The sequence below is a fragment of the Staphylococcus arlettae genome (assembly GCF_025560845.1).
Taxonomy (GTDB): Bacteria; Bacillota; Bacilli; order Staphylococcales; family Staphylococcaceae; genus Staphylococcus; species Staphylococcus arlettae.
The window spans coordinates 1394594-1415648 of record NZ_CP094803.1 but is presented as its reverse complement, the minus strand read 5'-3'; the positions used below and the strand labels follow the sequence as shown (position 1 = coordinate 1415648).

Genomic DNA, 21055 nt, shown 5'->3' with positions numbered 1-21055 from the left:
TCGTTTACAACATGACTGGACAATGTGTTGTGAAGTTTTATGGGTATAAACGATTTAATAGACGTGGGAATGGAGAAGTTTCTCTAACGTGTTCCACACCAGAAATCCATGCTACTGTACGTTCGAGACCTAAACCAAAACCACTATGAGGAACACTACCATAACGACGTAAGTCTAAATAGTAACTATAACTTTCAGCATCTAGGCCGTGTTCTGTAATACGTTGTTCCATTAACTCTAAGTCATTAATACGCTCTGACCCACCAATTATTTCACCGTAACCTTCAGGTGCGATTAAATCTGCACATAATACAGTATTTTCATTCTCAGGGTTAGGCTGCATATAAAACGGTTTGATTTTAGTTGGGTAGTTGATGATAAACACTGGTAAATCATAATGATTTGCGATAGCTGTTTCATGAGGTGCACCAAAATCATCACCCCATTCAATATCATCGAAACCTTGTTCTTTTAAGAATGTCACAGCATCATCGTAAGTAATGCGTGGGAATGGTGCTGTCACTTTTTCTAATTTAGATGTATCTCTATCTAATGCTTTTAATTCAATTTTACAATTTTTGAGTACAGATTGAACAACATGAGACACGTATTGCTCTTGAACTTCTAAACTATCTGCATGATTGTAAAACGCCATTTCTGGTTCAATCATCCAAAATTCAATTAAATGGCGACGTGTTTTTGATTTTTCTGCTCTAAATGTTGGACCAAAAGAGAAAACTTTACCGTGAGCCATTGCTGCAGCTTCCATATAAAGCTGTCCACTTTGTGATAAGAAAGCATCCTCATCGAAGTACTTCGTATGGAACAATTCACTTGTACCTTCAGGTGCACTTGCAGTTAAAATAGGTGGGTCTATTTTGGTGAAATTATTTTCATTGAAAAATTCATATGTTGCACGAATAATTTCATTTCTGATTTTCATTACAGCATGTTGTTTTTTAGAACGTAGCCATAAATGACGGTGATCCATTAAAAATTCTGGGCCATGATTTTTAGGTGTAATTGGATAGTCATGTGCTTCATCAATTAGTTCAATAGATTGCACTTGCATTTCATAACCTAAATCCGAACGTGTATCTTCTGTGATAGTACCAGTCACATATAAAGATGATTCTTGTGTAATATCTTTAGCAAGTTGGAATGTCTCTTCACTCACTTCTGCCTTGACGACCACACCTTGCATAAAACCTGTGCCATCACGCAATTGTAAAAAGGCAATTTTACCACTTGAGCGTTTATTATGTAACCAACCGCCAATCGTTACTTCTTGGTTAAGGTATTTTTTTGCTTCGTTAATTGTTGTTTTCATAACCAGTCTCCTAATTTGTATTTCATTTATCCTTATATATTTTAACAAAATCGATAGTTAACTTCTAGTTACTAACTTAGGAATTATACAAACTTTTAACGTTTTAGGTGTTTTAAGACATTACGAAATTGTTTAATATCACCTTTGCGTTGTTGATAGTTTTCTAATGATTGTTCAAAGAATTGTTTATAGCTGCTATTTATTAAGCGATCATCAAACGAAACCAAAATACCTTTATCATGTTCATTACGTATTAAACGTCCAATACCTTGTCTAAATCTAGTTACAGCATCTGGTAAAATATAGTCTTTGAAAGTTGATGAGAATTCAGATTCCATTAGCCAAAATTTGGTATTATTTTGATTCATAAATGGAAGCTTAGCAATCATGACACATTTGATGCCGTCAGATTGGAAATCAAAACCTTCAAAAAACGTTCCAGTACCTAATAGTATAGCTTTATTAAAGTTATTAAATTGTTGTACAATTTTGTAATTTTGATTTTGCTGTTGCGTTAAAATGACATAATCGTCAAATTTAGGTAGTTCGTTTAGTAATTCTTGAACCATGTGCATCATTTTATAACTCGTAAATAGTATCAAACATTTAGACCCTACTATAGAGACATATTCAGCAACATAGCTAATAATAGAAGCCACGTAATCATCTATATTTTTATAATTATAAGATACGACATCATTTGGCATAAACACAGTTGTCTTGTTGGCAGAATAGACTTGATTATCTATTTCGTAAGTATTAAAGTCAACATCCTCATTAAACCAATTTTTGAAGTGGTTAAACGAATGATTAAAAGTCAAAGTTCCTGAAATAAACGTTAACGAGTTGAATTTTTGTAATACTTGTTTTGTAAGAACATCTTTAACGTTATAGTCTTTAACATTAAGTTTAATAGTTGATTTTTGATTAATATTTTTAATTGATAAATAACTTGTGTGTCCATGTTTTAAACTGTTTTCAATAGCTCGAAATTGATCATTAATATACAACAATTGCTTGCGTACAGATTTAATAACTTTGTGACTCATACCATTAAAATATTCTAATGTCATATTTAATTTATGCGTTATGGCATGTAATGCACGTAAAATTGGTTCATGGTCAAAATGATAAACAAAATGTAGTTTATGCATTTCGTCATCGTAGATATCTGAAGCTTTAATAATGTCAAAAATAGTAGTGAACAACTGCTCGTTCAACTCATGTATTTCGTTTATTGATGTTTTTAAACCAAAGACATCTATAGGTGGGATATCTAATTTTTCTAAAATACGTTGTTGTTCTAAGTGGTCTATTGATTTTAGTAATTTATCATTTTCAGTTTTACCAATCAGACCTAGTTGATATTTAATATCAGCGTAATTTAGCTCATTGGTTACTTGATTTAACGCATAATCAGGCAAGCGATGTGCTTCATCGATAATACAATCATCAAAAAGTTGATAAATTGAATTATCTTGTGCTGAATGTATAAGATGTGCGTGATTGGTAATACCAATTTGAATATTGTGTGCATTACGTTTTATAAAGTTGTAATAATGCACATCTCCTCGTACTGGAACATAAGTTTCTAACTTTTGTTCAAAGTACATCTTTTGTCCGCCTTTTAAGTTCAACTCTTGTATATCACCTGTATTTGTAGTTGTCACCCAGATAAGTAATTGCATCTTCAAGATGTTGACTTCATAATTATTAGACTCGTCTTTTAAAATTTGACTAATTAGACCTAATGAAATATAGTCGCGTTTACTTTTAATTAATGTAGCATTGATTTTATAATTTAAAGCACGCTTTAACATAGGTATATCTTTTTCTAATAATTGGTTTTGTAACAGTTTGGTGTTAGTGGAAATCATAACGTGTTTTCCTGTTTCAATATTGTACATTAGTGCAGCGAGTAAGTATGCTATAGATTTACCACTACCTAAAGGTGCTTCAATCATTGCCTTTTCACTTTGCATTAATTGTTCCAAAATTATTTCAGCTAAATAAAGTTGTTGCGGTCTATAAGTTAAGTTTAATTTAGCAGTAATGTCAGAATACAACGTTTTTAATGTGCCAGAATAATTCAACGATGGTGCTTTAAAGTCTTTTTGCTTTTTATAAATGATTTGTTCAAAACGTTCAAAGTCTTTAGGAATTTCTGTTTGATTATGTAGTCTGACCATTTCAAATAAGATATCAAATAAATCGTACTTTAGATTTTTACTTAAGTAATATAATTGCTTTAAAGTATCTAATGGTAATTGCTCAAACTTTTTAAATGCTACAATCATTAATTTAGCTGTTGTTGTAGCGTCTTCATCTGCGCGATGCGCATTATTTAAAGGTATATTATGTGCTTCTGCAAGTTCACTTAGCTGGTAGCTTTTATCTGTCGGAAAAGCTACTTTAAATAACTCTAGTGTATCCATAACTTTACGAGGTTTGAATTTTATACCACATGATTTGAATGATTTTTTGATAAAGTTTAAATCAAACGCAACATTATGTGCTACAAAAATACAATCTTTTAATTGGTTGTATATATCATGTGCGATTTGATGAAAATAAGGTGCCTGACTTAGCATATCTTCTTCAATAGAAGTAAGTGCCTGAATGAATGGAGGAATATCTAAATCTGTTTTTATCATAGAGTGATACGTACCAATTATTTTATTTTCACGAACAAAAGTAATACCTATTTGTATAATTTCATCAAAATCTAATTGGTTACCTGTTGTTTCTAAATCCACAACTGCATAACATGGTTGAGTCATAGTGTTATCCTCCTTTCTTAGATATTAAAAGTCAATGTCTGCGCTCATTAATTTTCTCGTTTGATTGTTTTCATCTGTTACTAGTAAAAAGCCATTATTATCAATATCTATTACTTCACCATAAAACTGTTCTTTATTTTCTGTAAAACGTAAACGTTTATGCCAAATATTCGATGCAGCAATATACTCATCACGAATAGTGTCAAAAGAATTATTAATAAATTGATTGTAGCGATATTCTATATTTTTAATTAGTGATTGTAAAAAGTAATAGCGATTAAGTTGTTCATTTGTGTGCATACAGATACTGGTAGCTTTGTCTGCTAACTCACCAGTGAAATCGTTGTGGTCATGGTGCATGTTGATGCCAATACCACAAATAACCGCTTCAATACCATCACTATTCGCTACCATTTCGGTCAAAAAGCCACATACTTTTTTGTCTTTAATATAAATATCATTGGGCCACTTCACTGATACCTTTTCATTGCTAAATTGTTGAATCGCATCACGTATGCCTAAAGCGATAAACAAATTAAATGTAGTTATCATACTAAACGGGACATTTGGTCTCAAAACGACAGACATCCATAAACCTTTATGTTTTGCAGAATTCCATGGCCGATTAAACCTACCTGTCCCTTGTGTTTGCTCATCACTGAGTATTAAAAAGGTATCTTTATTCCCTACTAATTGTTGTTTCGCTTCTAATTGTGTTGAAGGTAAGGAATCATAAACCGCTACATGATCAAATAGTTGCTGTGCTTCGATAATTGGTAATACAAGTCCACTATACCATTTGTCTGGTAGATTTATTAAGCGATGACCTTTATGGTTTACAGATTCAATTTCACAACCTTCAGTTTTCAATTGATCCATTATTTTTTTCACTGAAGTACGTGAAATTTTTAATTGTTCGGCAATGTATTGACCTGAAACATAATCTAAGTGATGTTGATATAAAATTTGTATCACATCTTTGCTATATTTAGACATTATTATCCACCCATTCTAAAATTTCAGTTTTGCAATTACTCACTTCACCTTGTATCACAGCGAGTTCTATCTTTCTTAATATATCTTTCATCCATGGACCACTAGGTTGTTGTAAATGTGCTAATAGATCTTTGCCAGTAACTGCAAGTGCTTTACGTGTATCAATTGGCAATTGTTTAGCAGTTTCAGCTAATGTGGCTTTATTAAATATAAGTGGCGAAGGTAACTTAATTTGATTCGCTTCAAGTAGTGTTCTATGTGTTACTAATTCTAATAATAATTTCATGTCATAATCATAGACGATACGTTTTAATGTAGCTTTACTTTGTAATTCACCTATTTCTGACATTAACTGGCTAAGAGCGTGAATCGTATGTTTTTCTTGATTACTAATTTTTAATTGTGCTAACGACAGTTCTGTAGATTGTTTAACTTGGATTATCGCGATAAATAAGTTAAAAGATATAGGCTCTGTTATTGTAATAGAGTCCATATTTGATTGTTGGAAAAATGGAATATACGTAAAAGCCTTTAGTTGTTTCATATTTTCAAAGCTTACTGAAACGTGTTGACCTTGCACAAGTTTTTTTAATTCTACTACAATACGTTCAATAGATAAAAAGGAAATGTGACTCATTTGCTGTTGCATCGCTCGATATGTGTTTGTTTCAATATGAAATGCTAACTGTGCTTGAAAACGTAATCCTCTAATAATACGTAAAGCATCTTCTTCAAAACGCTCGCTCGCTTCACCTACCGTTGTAATAATACGCTCTGCAATATCTTGCTGCCCATGAAAATAATCAATAACATGATAATTTTCATCCATAGCTATTGCATTCATAGTAAAGTCTCTACGTTTAACATCTTCATATAAATCACGAACAAAGGCAACATCATTAGGACGACGATGATCATCATAGTCACCTTCAGTACGAAACGTCGTTATTTCATAGGCTTCATCCTGATACAATACATTAATTGTGCCATGTGCTTTACCTATAGGAATAGTTTTACTAAAAATAGATTCGATCTCATCAGGCGTCGCACTTGTAGTAATATCTATATCATGGATATCTTTGTTCATTAAATAATCACGCACGGATCCACCTACAAAATAAGCTTCGTAGCCTTGAGATTTAATATGTTGAAGAATGGGTTTGGCTTGTTCAAATAATAAGTTACTCATGATTTCCCTCTAACATTTTTTTGTAGTAGCTTTCATATTGATCTGTAATTAAATTGGATGCAAAACGAGCGTCAATATCTGCTAACATGGCAGTTTGCATCTTATTGTATAAGTTTTGATCTGTTAGTAATTGCAAGGCGTATTCACTTGCTGTATCACTATCTCCAACATCTACAATAAAACCAGTTTCATCATGTTTTATGACTTCTTTTATACCACCAGCATTGGAGCCAATTGGTACAACTCCGGATTTCATTGCTTCTAATAGTGTTAAACCGAAACTTTCTTTCTCACTGAGCAATAATACTAAATCCGACATTTGGTAAAATTCACTGACCCAATCTTGTTTTCCTAAGAAGAGCACATGATCTTCAACGCCTAAACTTTTTGCTTTTTGCTTCATATCCATTAATTCAGGCCCATCGCCTAATAAAAGTAATTTTGATGGTAGTTGAGCATGAATTTTGGTGAACGTTTCTATAATAGTATCTATCCGTTTGACTGCTCTGAAATTTGACACATGAATAATAACTTTTTCATGATCTGCAATACCATAAGCGGATTTCAGTTGATTATCTCTTTTTGTAGGAAACTCCTGTTCACGTACAAAGTTATAGATTGGCACAATGGGTTTATTAGTATTAATAATATCTTGAGTTTGTTTGGCTAAAGATTGACTCACACTCGTTACTAGGTCACTACCTTCTATACCAAACTTGATTGCATTTTTTAACGTATGATCATAGCCAAGTACCGTAATATCAGTACCGTGCAGTGTAGTCATTATTTTAATATCTTTACCTGACATTTGTTTTGCTAAGATACCACATACAGCATGCGGTACTGCATAATGCATATGTAAAATGTCTAAATCATATTCATTAATGACTTCTGCTATTTTCGTACTTAAAGTAATATCATAGGGTGCATATTGAAAAACGGCATATTGATTAACTTCTACTTGATGAAATGTAATGTTTGGTAATGGTTTACGTATTCGAAATGGTATATTTGAAGTAATAAAATGGATATCGTGACCACGTTCAGCTAACATAATACCAAGTTCTGTAGCAATGATGCCTGAGCCTCCCATTGATGGATAACATGTAATTCCAATTTTCATTAGGATGATTCACCCTTTCTATTATTCAAATCTATTTTTATCTCGACCATTATATTTATCTAATGTTTCATTAAAACTTTCAGTCATATCTATATCTAATGAATTAGCAATACATAGCAATACGAATAGGTTGTCACCTAATTCTGCTTTAATTGTATTATCTGCTTCACTATCTTTCTTTTTCTTTTCTCCGTATAGATGATTAATTTCACGAGATAATTCTCCTACTTCTTCAGTTAAACGAGCTAAATTGGCTAATGGAGAAAAATATCCTGTTTTAAATTGACTTATATAGGTATCGACTTCTTGTTGCATCGTGTTCATAGTTTTCATATTAATCGCTCCTTTTAAATCATTTCTTATATAGTATAGACTAAAATATACAGCCATGCATTAATGTTGCAATGTTCTTTATTGTAATTAGTAACTATATAGTAAGAAAGAAAATTGGACATAAGAAAACACCTTTTCTTGACGAAAAGGTGTTTAATATTATTATTAGTCGCTTGAACGTGCAATTAAAATAAATCTAGCAAGTTCTGCTAATGCAACAGCAGTAGATGCTACGTAAGTCATAGCAGCAGCTGTTAATACTTTTTTGGCATGCTTATATTCTTTTTCATTTACAACATCTAATTGTTGAATTTGCTGCATAGCTCGTTTACTAGCGTTAAACTCAACTGGTAACGTAATAATAGAAAAGAGAACTGCGAATGACATTAATGCAATACCTATCCATAATGCTGTTGAACCTAAGGTACTTTGCAGACTTGTCAAAATAATACCTGCAAAAACAGCTAAATACCCTATAGAACTCCCAATATTAGCAAGTGGCACTAAAGCAGTTCTAAATCTTAAGAAGAAATAGCCTTGCGCGTGCTGGATTGCATGTCCAATTTCATGGGCTGCAATTGCAGTTCCTGCAACTGAAGGTCTGCTGAAGTTAGCTGGTGAAAGCACGACGACTTTTTTACGTGGATCATAATGATCAGTTAAAAAGCCTTGTCCTTCTACTACATCAACATCGTAAATACCGTTCGCATGTAATATTTCTAATGCAACTTCCTGACCAGTTTTACCACTTGTAGATCTTACTTGTGAATATTTTTCATAATTTGATTTTACTTTATGCTGTGCCCAAAGTGGTAACACCATCAAAATAACAAAATATATTATCATATAAATAAAAGACAAGAAAATTCACTCCTTTGTTTATCATTTTACTGTGAACGTTAAGAATGGTCAAATGTTTTACATTGCTTCAAGCGTATCAAATACAATAGTAATGGAATTACCGATAACCAAAAAGCAAGATAGGCTACACTTGCTAAATGAGACTCAATAAAATCATAATATGGATACTGCATAAAGACATAGTCAATAATATCATTGTGAAACGCCCAAATCATAGCAACAATAAAACCGACTAGTGTAATTTTAAAACGGCGATAAAATAAGAAAGCTTCTAATGCCATAATACCATGAGACATTATTAACATACATCCGACTATAGTTATATTATCGTATTGAATAAACATAATGATATTCATTATAACAGCCCAAATACCATATTTGATAAGTGTGACAAAGGCTAATGCTTCAATAATAGGTAGATTTTTATCAAATAAATAAGCAATCAATACTATACAAAGAAAAAGTGAAGCGGTAGGACTATCAGGAACAAATATTTTATATTGCCAATCAGTTACACTTAGTTGTCCCCCGTACCATATATATCCATACAAAGTACCTAATATGTTACATAGCAATATTAACCATAGCATTTTTTTATTGTAAGTAATTAAATTTAATAGTGAATTAATTGGCATCTTATCAATCCCTCATTGTTGAATTATGATTTCTATGTTTGAAAATATTTAAAATTTGAGTTAGTTGGTAAAAAAGATCTTTATCATTCATTTGCAAACTTAAATCAATATTTTCTTGCAAATTGGCTATAATCGTATTTTCTTTATGCTTTGATAAAGGAATTGTATATATATCATTGAAATAGGTAATGTAGTATGGAGATTGTAATAATTGCGCTACCAGTAATTCATCTAAACGACGTTCTCTACGTAATTGCGTACCAAAATCTATTTTAATATCAATTGCAAACGAAGAATTAGCAATGAAATTAAAAATTTCATTGCTATTTTTGTACAATTGGGTATTCGTTTGTAATGTAATGGCGTTTGAATTAGATTGAATGGTAGCTAGTGTTAATGTAACGTGGTTGTTTACGATTGAATCTACAAAATGAATACGTTCTGCTTGTTGTAAAGAGCTTTTAAGATAATTTAAAGTCCAGACACTGATTCTTGATTTAAACTCATATTGAAATAGTAAATATTCAATAAAGTCTATTTTCAATTGATTTAAATTGTCTGTCATTTTAATCACCTCATTTATTGAATTCTGTCTAATTCATCCTGCCACGTATCATTACTTGGCTCTAATTCAACTAACTGTAATAGTAATTGTTTCGCAGTAGTTATATCGCCGATTTCAATTAAATAAAAATAATAGTCACTTAAAAAGTCTACTTGTGTTTTTAAAGTTGGATATGCTAATGCAAAGAAATGTTGAGCTTCTTTATCTCGTTCTTCTTTACCTAACGCATGTGCAAGATGCCACATAAATACTGGGTCCATATCTTCTTCATCAACGTATTGTATCAACCCAATAAGGGATTCGTAATCTTCTTCGTTGCGATATAAGTCGCTTAAAATTAACAATGGTTCTTGGTAGGCATTATCTACATCTAATGCTTGTAGTAATAATTCAACGCCTTCATTTGCATCTCCGTGTTCAAGCGCAATTGTACCTGTTGAAACCATCAGTTCTTTATAAAATTGACTTAATCGTAACCCTTCTTTACCAATTTCAATGGCATCTGGATAATTTTTTTCTTGTTCATATAATTGTTGTAAGTAAAAGTAGCCTTGTAAATAATCAGGGTCTTTAGAAAGTAATGATTGTACCAATTTTATAGCTTCTTGAGTTAAATCATTTTTTTCATAAGCAATCGCTTTTTTAAAGAAGTCTTCAGAATTCATTTCGTCTTCATTCATTTCATCAAACATTTTGATGGCGTCGCTGTAGTTTCCACTTTGTAAACTACAGTCAGCTAAGCGTGAAAATAAATTAACACCATTAATTTCGTATTCACCAGTTTCAAGAACTGTTTCATATTCTGCTGTAGCACGTAAGTATTGGCCATCAAAATAAAGAAGTTCTGCTAAAGCAAAATGGATAATAGGATCATTAGGCTCTAAATCAATCGCTTCTGTTAGTTTATCTATCGCAACCTCTAACATGTTTAGTTGTTGATATAAATCCGCTTCTAACATTAAGCGTTCAGTAGATACACCTACTTCACTTAAATATTCAAGCGCTTCGTCAGTTTGGTTTTCTGCGATTAAACAATCAATTAAATAAATTAGTAATTCACTTTCATCAGGGTATTTATGATACAAAGTACGAAAGACTTCAACGGCTTGTGGTGTTAAACCAAAATTGAATAAAGTTTCGCCTAAGATGAATAATGCATCGTCATTTGGTGAACTCAGTGCATCATTCACACGTGTTTCTAAATTGTCTAATTTTTGTAAGTTGATATCATCAATAAGCTTATAGATATCTTGCATCTTAATTATCCCTCGTTTTCTAATTGTTTTAACTTCGGCAAGAATCCTGGGAAAGAAACATTAACTGCATCAAATTGATTTATTGGCAATGTTTCAGTTGTAAGTAATGACGCAATGGCCAACATCATACCTATTCGGTGATCGGTAAAACTATCGACTGTTGCTGTTTGTTCTAACTGAGATGGATGTATAATCATACCATCATTTGTAGGTTGTAACATGAAACCTAACAAGTTTAACATATTTGCTGTTGTGTCGATACGATTGGTTTCTTTGACTTTTAACTCTTCGGCATCTTTAATCACACTTGAACTGTTAGCTTGTGTACATAATAAAGCAATGATTGGCATTTCATCAATAGCTTTAGGTACTAAATCACCTTCGATATGCACACCTTTCAAGTTAGGTGTATATTGTACTCGAATTGATGCAGTTGGTTCTGCCCCATCAGTTTTGTTAAACAAAGTAATGTTGCCTTCCATTTTTTGTACGATATCAATGATACCTGAACGAGTATCGTTTATGCCAACATTATGAATTGTAATATCACTGCCTGGGGTAATTAATCCTGCAACTATAAAGTAAGCTGCTGAAGAAATATCTCCTGGTACATGGAAATCTGCAGGCTGTATATGATCAATAGCATGTGGTTTGATATTAATTTTTGTCACTTGTGTTTCAATAGGTATGCCAAAATGGTGGAACATTGTTTCTGTATGGTTACGTGTTACATCGATTTCGTTTATCGTTGTTTCACTGTCTGCAAACAAACTTGCAAATAAAATAGCACTTTTTACTTGAGCACTTGCTACTTCCATTTGGAAATCAATACCAGTTATTGTTGCAGGCTTGATAATTAAAGGCGTGTAATTATCGTTAATACCTGAAATATTTGCTCCCATCATTTTTAATGGTTTCATGATACGATCCATTGGTCTCTTACCTATAGATGTGTCACCTGAAATTACAGTTTCTATACCTAATCCACACAACAAACCTGCCACCAATCTTGTCGTTGTTCCAGAATTACCTGTATATAAGACTTGGTGTGGTGTGACAAAATGTTTATAACCTGGAGAATTTATCGTTATGACTTCTGCACTAACAGTAATATCAACACCTAAGCGACGGAATATTTCAACTGTTCGTAAGCAGTCTTCACCCAATAAAGGTTTATAGATGCGTGAAGTTCCACTTGCTAGAGAACCTAAGATGATACCGCGATGTGTCATGGATTTGTCACCTGGCACTTCAATTTCGCCTATTAAAGGGCCATTGACATCAATTATTTCTTTATTACTCAAATGGGTCACCTACTTTTTAAAATATGTTTGTAATTCGTGAAATGCTTGTTTGAGAACGGTTTTGTCTACGTGTTGAACAATTGGTTGTCCATAGTTTTGTAATAAAACCATTTGTACTCCGGCATCGTCATTTTTTTTATCACTTAACATCAATTGATATAGTGAGTCAAAATCAAAGTCACTTATTAATGTTAAAGGATAATCTAAAATATGAAGATAATTAATAAACCGTTGAATATCAAAAGTTGTATTCAAATTAATATTAGATACTATAAATTGATATATTAAGCCAATCATAATAGCGTGACCGTGTGGAATTTTGAATTTATATTCTACTGCATGACCAAAAGTATGACCTAAATTTAAATGTTTACGGACATTATTTTCTTTCTCATCTTGAATAATGATATTTAATTTTGTATTAATTCCATTGTAAATATAAGTTTCGATATCTACTAAGTCACTTAAACGTTGTCTTGAGTTGTACTGCTGTTCTATAGTTTGGACAGCATGACTATCATTTAAAAGCGCATGTTTATAAACTTCAGCATAACCACTAATAATTTCACTATACGGTAATGTTGATAAAAAGTTTAAGTCATAGATAACAGCTTTAGGTCTGTAGAAAGCACCTATTAAATTTTTACCATGTTTAGAATTAATTCCTACTTTTCCACCGACACTTGAATCATGCGCTAGAATTGTAGTTGGGATTTGTATGAAATCCACGCCACGCAATAATGTAGCAGCTAGAAAACCTGTGAAATCACCTGTTGCACCACCACCTACTGCAAGTAAACAAGTATTACGTGTTAGATTTTTACTTAGTAATTCCTCTATTATTTCATTATAATATGCTAATGTTTTCGTAGCTTCCCCTGAAGGTATAACAAGTTTGTGCGCGTCATATTCAGAGGTAATGAAATCCAAAGTCTCGCCCCATTGTTCTTCTACTTTAGCATCAACTACGAGCACAATATCTTTGTAGGATTGCACAAATGGATGTAATTGCTGTATAGCATTATACTCAACAATTATTGGATAATTATTGGATTGATATGTTGTTTCTAATTTCATAGTCTCACCTATCTTATAAATCGATATTTGAAAATTAAATTGCGTGTTAAATATTTGGTGATTAATATTCGATATTTAAAGCGCGACGTTCTTCAACTTGTGCTTGTAATTGCTCAATGTGATTAGATTGGAATTCCTCTAATAGTGCTTTTGCAACTTCAAAAGCAACAACATTTTCAACCACTACACTTGCTGCTGGTACAGCTGAACTGTCTGAACGTTCGATAGAAGCTTTGAAAGACTCTTTAGTATTAATATCTACTGAGTTTAAAGGTTTGTATAACGTAGGAATAGGTTTCATTACACCGTTAACGATAATAGGCATTCCGTTAGACATGCCCCCTTCTAATCCACCTAAATGATTAGAGCCTCTGTGGTATCCATTTGTTTCATCATATAATATCTCATCTTGAATTTGACTGCCTGGTTTTTCAGCAGCATCAAAACCTTCGCCAAAACTTACACCTTTAAATGCATTGATACTCACGACGCCTTGGGCAATTTTGCCATCTAATTTACGATCATAGTGTACATAGCTTCCAATACCAACAGGTAATCCATCTACAATAACTTGTACTACACCACCTAAGGTATCTCCTGCTTTTTTCGCTTCATCAATTTTATCTCTCATAGACTGAGCAATACTTTCATCGATTACACGTACATCATTTTTATCAACGTTAGATTTAATTGTTTCTAAGTCATAAAGACCTTGGTCTTTAACGCCACCAATTTCAACTACACGACTATAGAAATCAATATTTAATTGTTTTAAAAGAATTTTAGAAACTGCACCTACAGCTACTCGTGCTGCAGTTTCTCGTGCAGAAGAACGTTCTAACACATTACGTAAATCGCGGTGGTTATACTTCATACCTCCTACTAAATCAGCGTGCCCCGGACGAGGTTTAGTGATAACACGTTTCATATTTTCTTGCTGTTCTTCGCTTATTGGATCTGCACCCATGATATTTTTCCAATGTGTAAAATCGTCGTTTTTGACGATTAGAGTGATAGGGCTCCCTAATGTATAACCATTACGAACACCAGAAACGATTTCAACCGTATCTTTTTCAATTTGCATTCTACGTCCTCTACCATAACCACCTTGGCGTTTAAACATTTGTTCGTTTATATCTTCAACATTAATTGTTAAATTAGCAGGTACTCCTTCAATAATCACCGTTAATTGTGGGCCATGTGATTCGCCTGATGTTAAATATCTCATATATGCACACTCCGTTCTTTAATACTTTAAATTAATGATATGTTTTCTATCTTACCATATTCAGATAATCATATTAACAGAAAATTTAATAAATAATTAGCTCGATATGATTATTTTAGTTCCAGTGTAACATTGAAAGCTATAAAACGGATATGATATTACTGTTTTAGGCATAAAAAATAAAGGCGAGAATACTGAATTGTATTCCTGCCTTTATACTAATTATTTATATTATTCATAAATCCACGGTTCACGTGTTTGTTGATAATCTGTCAACTCGTCTTCATTGAACCATAAACTAATTTCTCTTTTAGCAGACTCAACTGAGTCAGAACCATGGATAATATTTCTACCTACTGTTAAGCCTAAATCTCCTCTAATTGTTCCAGGTGCCGCTTCAGTTGGGTTTGTAGTACCAATGATATGTCGTGATACACTTACAACATCTTCACCTTCAACAACCATCGCAAATACTGGCGCAGATGTAATAAACGATACTAAACTCCCATAAAATGGTTTATCAACATGTTCAGAGTAATGTGTTTCGGCTAAAGATTTTGGTACTGACATTAACTTAGCCCCTACTAATTTAAGTCCTTTATTTTCAAGGCGAGTAATAATCTCACCAATTAAATTACGTTGTACCGCGTCCGGTTTAATCATTAAGAATGTTCTTTCCATTGTGCGTAAATCCCCCTGTGTTATGTATCACGCTGAATAATTGTTAAATTAACCGCATGAATTATGTTATACGATATATAATCAGCATAACACTATAATAACAGGATGTAAAAGCGCTTTCAATGTTTTTACATAACTTACATACTTCTTTTACTCATTTTTTGTATCAATTTTTTAAATAAACTTTTAGCTTCTTTATTTTGTAAGGACTCAATAAGTGTTAGTGCTTTATTTAAGTATTGATCACTAATGTTTTGAGCCACTTTAATACTGTCAGAGTGTCTTATAATTGAGACACATTCGTCAAAAGCTATTCTTGGACTATCACTATGTAACGCTTCAATTTTTGCTTTAAACATTGGGTTACTGCGCATCTCAAGTAAAACTGGTAATGTGAGATGGCCATTCATCAAATCACTACCTACTGGTTTTCCTAATTGTTTTTCTGTACTAGTAAAATCTAATATGTCGTCTACAATTTGGAAACTCATACCAATATAATGACCAATCATCTTTAATTTACGCACAGTTTCTTCGTCTGCTCCAGAAGAAATGGCACCGACTTCAGTTGATAATTGAATCAAAAGAGCTGTTTTTCTATTGATACGGCGTAAATAGTTAGTTATGGATTGTTGCGCATTAAATTGATCTCGAAATTGAAAGAGTTCCCCTTTACAAACATCTATAATCGCATTAGAGATAACAGCGTGTACATGATTATCAGGAATATACGAAATATAATCCAAAGCAAGTGCTAACAAAAAATTCCCGGTTAAAATTGCTGTGTTTTGGTCCCATTTTTTAGAAATTGTAGGTCTGCCGCGTCGTTTATCACTTTTATCAATTACATCATCATGGACTAGTGTTGCCATGTGAATAAGTTCCAACGCTACTGCAACTCTGTAGGTGTACTCAGTTCTATCTTCACCAAACTGGCTACTTAAGATAACAAATGCAGGTCTAACACGTTTACCCCCAGAAGACAATAAATGGAAAGCAGCATTTTCGAGTACTTTGTCTTTACTAGTGATTGCTAGTTGTAATCGTTGTTCAATTTTCTTTATTTCACTGTTCATATTTAACTTTGCCACGCTAATCACCTTTGGTTGTTTCGTATTATTTATAGCCAAGGTGCATTGCAGCAACGCCACCTGTATAGCTACGTACTTTCATATTGCTGAAACCAGCTTGATTAAATAAACGACGTAATTTCTCTTTGTCTGGGAAATTAAATGTAGATTGTTGTAACCATTCGTATTCATCTTTAGATTTTGCAAAAATTTTACCAAAAATTGGCATTACAAATTTGAAATACATTTTATAAAATTGTTTGAACACAGGTAATGTTGGCTGACTTGTTTCTAAACAAACCACCATACCTCCGGGTTTTAGTACTCGATTCAATTCTTTTAATGTAGCCAAATAATCTGGAACGTTTCTTAAGCCAAAGCCAATAGTTACGTAATCAAATGAATTTGTATCAAACGGTAAGTCCATAGCATCTCCATGAATAAGTGTGATGTTATCTATATCTTTTGTTTTTTCTTCGCCCACTGCGAGCATATTTTCACTAAAATCGACGCCATAAACTTCACCAGTAGTGCCGACTGCTTTGCTTAAAGCAATTGTCCAATCAGCTGTGCCACAGCAAACATCTAATGCTTTTGCTCCTTTAGTTACAGCCATTTCTTTCATCGTATGTTTACGCCATAAAACATGTTGCTCAAAACTTATGATATTGTTTAAACGATCATACTTATTTGATATATTTTGGAATACTGTATGTACTTGTTCTTTTTTAGCATTGTTTTCAGTCATTTTAAATTACCTCTTTTATGAATATAATTTTGTTTTATATTCTTGAAAAATGTATTTTGTTCCTCTTTCGAATATTGTCTTAAATAGAATGATAAATGTGCATCATCATGATTGAACATTTTTGCTTGAATATCAATCGTATTAACATCAGCAATATAATGTTGAATGGTCACAATAGGAAACAGACATTCAATGGTCAATATAGTTTTTTCTATTTGCTGTTTATCTATTTGGTTATGGTGAATAGAAGATTTCAATTCATTTACTTCAACGATTGCTTGGCTAATTTTTGCTTGATAACTAGGGTTGTTTAGTTCAGCTAAAATCGTGTAAAAATGTGCGCTCAACAAATCACCAATTAATATGGATTGTTTAGAAAGATGATCACCTGGAACGGCATCTAAATGACACATTGCTGTGTCAATAGTGAGGCAAGCTAGTTTCGCTTTTTCAGGTATGTCATATGAATCAAGTACGTCACTTAATGCGCGATTAATATGTATAGGTTGATGTAAAGGTACATCAGCAAGTCTTTGTGTAATTTGTTTTTTTAATATAGTATATGTTGATTCCATGTTCACACCTCACGTTATAATCAATATACATAGTAACATTATATGATAGAAATTAAAATCAAGGATGACTAAAGTATTTAAGAAAACTTTTTATTCTATATGGTCAGCCTAACTATTATAACATTAAACAAAAAGTTGGTTGCCCAATATGCACTTTCTAACTTATCAATGTTAACAACTTATATATATTTAGACAAAAATAACGTTTTATTTATTGATTTTATATTATATGTATTAATTTATGTAAAAAGAAAAAGCCCCTTTATTAAAGGGCTTTGATGTAAAGTAAAGAATTATTTTACTGCGTCTTTTAAAGCTTTACCAGCTTTGAATGCTGGAACTTTGCTTGCAGGGATATCAATTTCTTTACCAGTTTGAGGGTTACGTCCTTTACGTGCAGCACGTTCACGTACCTCAAAGTTACCGAATCCAATTAATTGTACTTTTTCACCTTTAGAAAGTGATGATTGAATTGATTCGAATACTGCATCCACAGCTAAACCTGCTTCTTTTTTAGTTAAATCAGCTTGTTCTGCAACAGCGTTGATTAAATCAGTTTTGTTCATTACGAATTCACCTCCCCTAGGGTTAATAATGATATCTTAATATCATTATGCTATGACTTTAACACAACAAATATTGCTACTGCAATGATTTATATACGAAAAAGCTTGAATTAAAGGGATTTTTATTTAAAAAAGTAATCTATTGTCTTAATAGTGTAAAATTACTTCGTTATTCGGCTTTTTTTCCACGCTCCATTAAGTACTTAACACTTTCTTCAACAGGTGTATTTTCAAACAACACATTGTATAAAGCTTCGGTAATAGGCATGTCGACATTATACTTTTTAGATAATTGATAAACAGATTTTGTTGTATAGACACCTTCTACTACCATATTCATTTCATCAAGTGCTGTATCTAAAGATTTACCTTCGCCTAGTTTATAACCTAAAGTATAGTTTCTTGAATGGGTAGATGTACATGTAACTATTAAATCACCAATGCCACCTAAACCTAAAAAAGTCATTGGGTCTGCACCTAATGTTTCGCCTAATCGACTAATTTCTGCGAGACCACGAGTCATAAGAGCTGCTTTGGCATTGTCACCAAAGCCCATACCTGCTATTACGCCACTGGCAACAGCAATGACATTTTTTAAGGCGCCACCGAGTTCTACACCGATTAAATCACTATTTGTATACACACGTAAATAATCATTCATAAATAAATCTTGAATTAATTTACTAATAGTTTCACTATTGGAAGAAGCTGCTACTGTAGTTGGTTGTTTGATGACAACTTCTTCGGCATGGCTAGGTCCAGATAAAACGCCAATGCCATCATTATGTTCTGACGAAATTGTATCTTCTATCATTTCTGAAACACGTTTAAAGGTATTGTTTTCAATCCCTTTAGCAACATGGATAAAAATCTTCTTATTAGTGATTAACGCATCGATTTGTCCTAAAACCTCTCTAATTGCTTTAGTAGGTAGGGCAATTAAATATACGTCTGCAAATGTAACTGCTTGCGTTAGATCGTTAGTTGCTTTTATTTGGTGGTTTAATTCTGCATTTTTTAAATATTTGGTATTTACATGTTGCGAATTTATTTGTTCAATTGTTTCATTATTTTTTCCCCACATTAAGACATCATGTCCATTTTCAGCTAAAACGTTAGCTAATGCAGTACCAAAACTTCCAGTTCCATATACGGTAACTTGTACCATAAGTAAATCCCCCCGATTTAATTTCTTTTTCTAGGTAAGATGTGCACTGGTGTGCCCTCAAAACCAAATGCATCACGAATTTGATTTTCTAAATAACGTTTATACGAAAAATGCATTAATTCTACATCGTTAACAAAAATAATAAAAGTTGGCGGCTCTATAGCTACTTGAGTAGCATAAAATACATTTAATCTACGTCCTTTATCGGTTGGAGTAGGATTCATAGAAATTGCATCTGTAACCACTTCATTAAGTGTTGAACTTTTGACACGTTTTTTATGATTTTCACTTGCTTCTTTGATATATGGGAATAACGTTTTTAATCGCTGGCGTTCTTTTGCAGAGACGAACGCGATTTCGGCATAATCTAAGAATTGAAACTCTTTTCGCACTTCATCTTTAAATTTTTTCATTGTATTCGTTTCTTTATCAACAGTGTCCCACTTATTGACAACGATGACAATGGCTTTTCCTTCTTCGTGCGCATAACCTGCGACACGTTTATCTTGTTCTATAATACCTTGCTCAGCATCTATGACTACGAGTACAACATTTGAGCGTTCTATTGCTTTTAAAGCACGTAAGACAGAATATTTTTCTGTGGATTCATAGACTTTTCCTTTTTTACGCATACCAGCAGTATCTATAAGGACAAAATTTTGATCATCATATGAATATTCTGTATCAACCGCATCACGTGTTGTACCAGCAACATTCGACACAATAACACGATCTTCACCTAAAATTGCATTAACTAAACTAGATTTACCGACATTCGGTCTACCAATTATAGAAAGACGAATTGTATCCTCATCATAAGGATCTTCCACATCTTCTTTAAAATGTGTAACAACAGCATCTAATAAATCACCTAATCCTAAGCCATGTGAACCAGAAATTGGATAAGGTTCACCAAAACCTAATGCATAAAAGTCATAAATTTCGTTGCGCATTTCCGGATTATCAACTTTGTTGACTGCTAATACTACTGGTTTTTTGGATTTATATAATAATTGTGCGACTATTTCATCACTTTGTGTTAAACCTTCGCGAATATTCACCATGAAAATAATCACATCTGCTTCATCAATCGCAATTTCTGCTTGTGCTCTAATTTGAGTTTGGAATGGAGCATCTCCAATTTCAATACCACCTGTATCAATGATATTGAAGTCATGAGTTAACCATTCTCCTGTAGAATAAATTCTATCACGAGTAACACCTGGAGTATCTTCGACAATAGATACACGTTCACCCACTACTCTATTAAAAATTGTAGATTTACCGACATTCGGTCTACCGACAATTGCTACTATAGGTTTAGTCATTACCTAACTTCCTCTCTATATTAAATCTCTATAATTCTATCATATGGCATCACTAAAGAAAAAGAAATTTTGAAACAACTTTCCTGAAATTAATTCGGCAGTTTTTTATAAATACCCTTTAACGACGTATATGCTTACATTACTAATATTAATTGTTTTATCAACAAAGTTAATAAATTCTGAAATTATTATAATTTTGAACATAAAATAAATCTTGCCCTTCTGTCAATCAGGACAAGATT

At 32.6% G+C, this 21055-nt stretch carries 20 protein-coding genes; all 20 read right to left on the bottom strand.

Annotated features, from left to right (window positions below; genetic code table 11):
* Positions 1 to 37: 37 nt before the first annotated feature.
* The 20 genes from asnS to der all read right to left on the bottom strand — a co-directional run bounded on the left by asnS (position 38) and on the right by der (position 20813).
* Positions 38 to 1330, bottom strand: coding sequence for an asparagine--tRNA ligase (gene asnS, locus MUA37_RS06880; RefSeq protein ID WP_002511170.1), 1293 nt, complete (start codon positions 1328 to 1330; stop codon positions 38 to 40).
* 95 nt (positions 1331 to 1425) lie between these two features.
* Positions 1426 to 4110: a helicase C-terminal domain-containing protein gene (locus MUA37_RS06875; protein ID WP_262624396.1), complete on the bottom strand. Its 2685-nt coding sequence runs from the start codon at positions 4108 to 4110 to the stop codon at positions 1426 to 1428.
* A gap of 24 nt (positions 4111 to 4134) precedes the next feature.
* Positions 4135 to 5106 carry a biotin--[acetyl-CoA-carboxylase] ligase gene (locus tag MUA37_RS06870; protein WP_002511172.1) on the bottom strand — a complete coding sequence of 324 codons (972 nt, stop codon included), beginning with the start codon at positions 5104 to 5106 and terminating at the stop codon, positions 4135 to 4137.
* Positions 5099 to 6295 (bottom strand): CCA tRNA nucleotidyltransferase, encoded by a 1197-nt coding sequence (locus tag MUA37_RS06865; RefSeq protein WP_002511173.1) that lies wholly within the window; start codon positions 6293 to 6295, stop codon positions 5099 to 5101. Before MUA37_RS06865 ends, MUA37_RS06870 begins: the two co-directional genes overlap by 8 nt.
* Positions 6288 to 7418, bottom strand: a complete 1131-nt coding sequence (gene bshA, locus MUA37_RS06860) for an N-acetyl-alpha-D-glucosaminyl L-malate synthase BshA (RefSeq protein ID WP_002511174.1) — start codon at positions 7416 to 7418, stop codon at positions 6288 to 6290. The genes MUA37_RS06865 and bshA overlap by 8 nt, the downstream gene beginning before the upstream one ends.
* A 21-nt stretch (positions 7419 to 7439) precedes the next feature.
* A complete protein-coding gene (locus MUA37_RS06855; RefSeq protein ID WP_002511175.1) occupies positions 7440 to 7751 on the bottom strand; it encodes a nucleotide pyrophosphohydrolase in 312 nt (103 codons plus the stop codon).
* Positions 7752 to 7916: 165 nt separating this feature from the next.
* The gene (locus MUA37_RS06850) at positions 7917 to 8612 is read right to left on the bottom strand and encodes a zinc metallopeptidase (RefSeq protein WP_002511176.1); all 696 of its coding nucleotides are present in this window, start codon (positions 8610 to 8612) and stop codon (positions 7917 to 7919) included.
* A 38-nt stretch (positions 8613 to 8650) separates the two neighbouring features.
* Entirely contained in the window at positions 8651 to 9247 is a 597-nt protein-coding gene (locus MUA37_RS06845) for a DUF1405 domain-containing protein (protein ID WP_002511177.1), read from the bottom strand.
* Between the two features lie 4 nt (positions 9248 to 9251).
* On the bottom strand, positions 9252 to 9812 hold the full coding sequence (locus MUA37_RS06840) for a YpiB family protein (protein ID WP_002511178.1): 561 nt from the start codon (positions 9810 to 9812) through the stop codon (positions 9252 to 9254).
* Positions 9813 to 9826: 14 nt separating this feature from the next.
* Entirely contained in the window at positions 9827 to 11068 is a 1242-nt protein-coding gene (locus MUA37_RS06835; RefSeq protein WP_021458773.1) for a tol-pal system YbgF family protein, read from the bottom strand.
* A gap of 5 nt (positions 11069 to 11073) precedes the next feature.
* Complete coding sequence (gene aroA / locus MUA37_RS06830) at positions 11074 to 12372, bottom strand: 3-phosphoshikimate 1-carboxyvinyltransferase (RefSeq protein WP_002511179.1); 1299 nt, start codon at positions 12370 to 12372, stop codon at positions 11074 to 11076.
* Positions 12373 to 12381: 9 nt separating this feature from the next.
* Positions 12382 to 13449 (bottom strand): 3-dehydroquinate synthase, encoded by a 1068-nt coding sequence (gene aroB / locus MUA37_RS06825; RefSeq protein ID WP_002511180.1) that lies wholly within the window; start codon positions 13447 to 13449, stop codon positions 12382 to 12384.
* A 61-nt stretch (positions 13450 to 13510) separates the two neighbouring features.
* On the bottom strand, positions 13511 to 14677 hold the full coding sequence (gene aroC / locus MUA37_RS06820) for a chorismate synthase (RefSeq protein WP_002511181.1): 1167 nt from the start codon (positions 14675 to 14677) through the stop codon (positions 13511 to 13513).
* Positions 14678 to 14908: 231 nt separating this feature from the next.
* Positions 14909 to 15358 carry a nucleoside-diphosphate kinase gene (gene ndk / locus MUA37_RS06815; protein WP_002511182.1) on the bottom strand — a complete coding sequence of 150 codons (450 nt, stop codon included), beginning with the start codon at positions 15356 to 15358 and terminating at the stop codon, positions 14909 to 14911.
* Between the two features lie 137 nt (positions 15359 to 15495).
* The gene (locus tag MUA37_RS06810; RefSeq protein WP_002511183.1) at positions 15496 to 16449 is read right to left on the bottom strand and encodes a polyprenyl synthetase family protein; all 954 of its coding nucleotides are present in this window, start codon (positions 16447 to 16449) and stop codon (positions 15496 to 15498) included.
* A gap of 25 nt (positions 16450 to 16474) precedes the next feature.
* On the bottom strand, positions 16475 to 17176 hold the full coding sequence (locus MUA37_RS06805; protein WP_002511184.1) for a demethylmenaquinone methyltransferase: 702 nt from the start codon (positions 17174 to 17176) through the stop codon (positions 16475 to 16477).
* Positions 17173 to 17751 (bottom strand): heptaprenyl diphosphate synthase component 1, encoded by a 579-nt coding sequence (locus tag MUA37_RS06800; protein ID WP_021458769.1) that lies wholly within the window; start codon positions 17749 to 17751, stop codon positions 17173 to 17175. Before MUA37_RS06800 ends, MUA37_RS06805 begins: the two co-directional genes overlap by 4 nt.
* Positions 17752 to 18044: 293 nt before the next feature.
* Positions 18045 to 18317 carry an HU family DNA-binding protein gene (locus tag MUA37_RS06795; RefSeq protein WP_002483248.1) on the bottom strand — a complete coding sequence of 91 codons (273 nt, stop codon included), beginning with the start codon at positions 18315 to 18317 and terminating at the stop codon, positions 18045 to 18047.
* A 169-nt stretch (positions 18318 to 18486) separates the two neighbouring features.
* Positions 18487 to 19485 (bottom strand): NAD(P)H-dependent glycerol-3-phosphate dehydrogenase, encoded by a 999-nt coding sequence (locus MUA37_RS06790; RefSeq protein ID WP_002511186.1) that lies wholly within the window; start codon positions 19483 to 19485, stop codon positions 18487 to 18489.
* A gap of 17 nt (positions 19486 to 19502) precedes the next feature.
* Entirely contained in the window at positions 19503 to 20813 is a 1311-nt protein-coding gene (der, locus tag MUA37_RS06785) for a ribosome biogenesis GTPase Der (RefSeq protein ID WP_002511187.1), read from the bottom strand.
* Between the last annotated feature and the right edge of the window lie 242 nt (positions 20814 to 21055).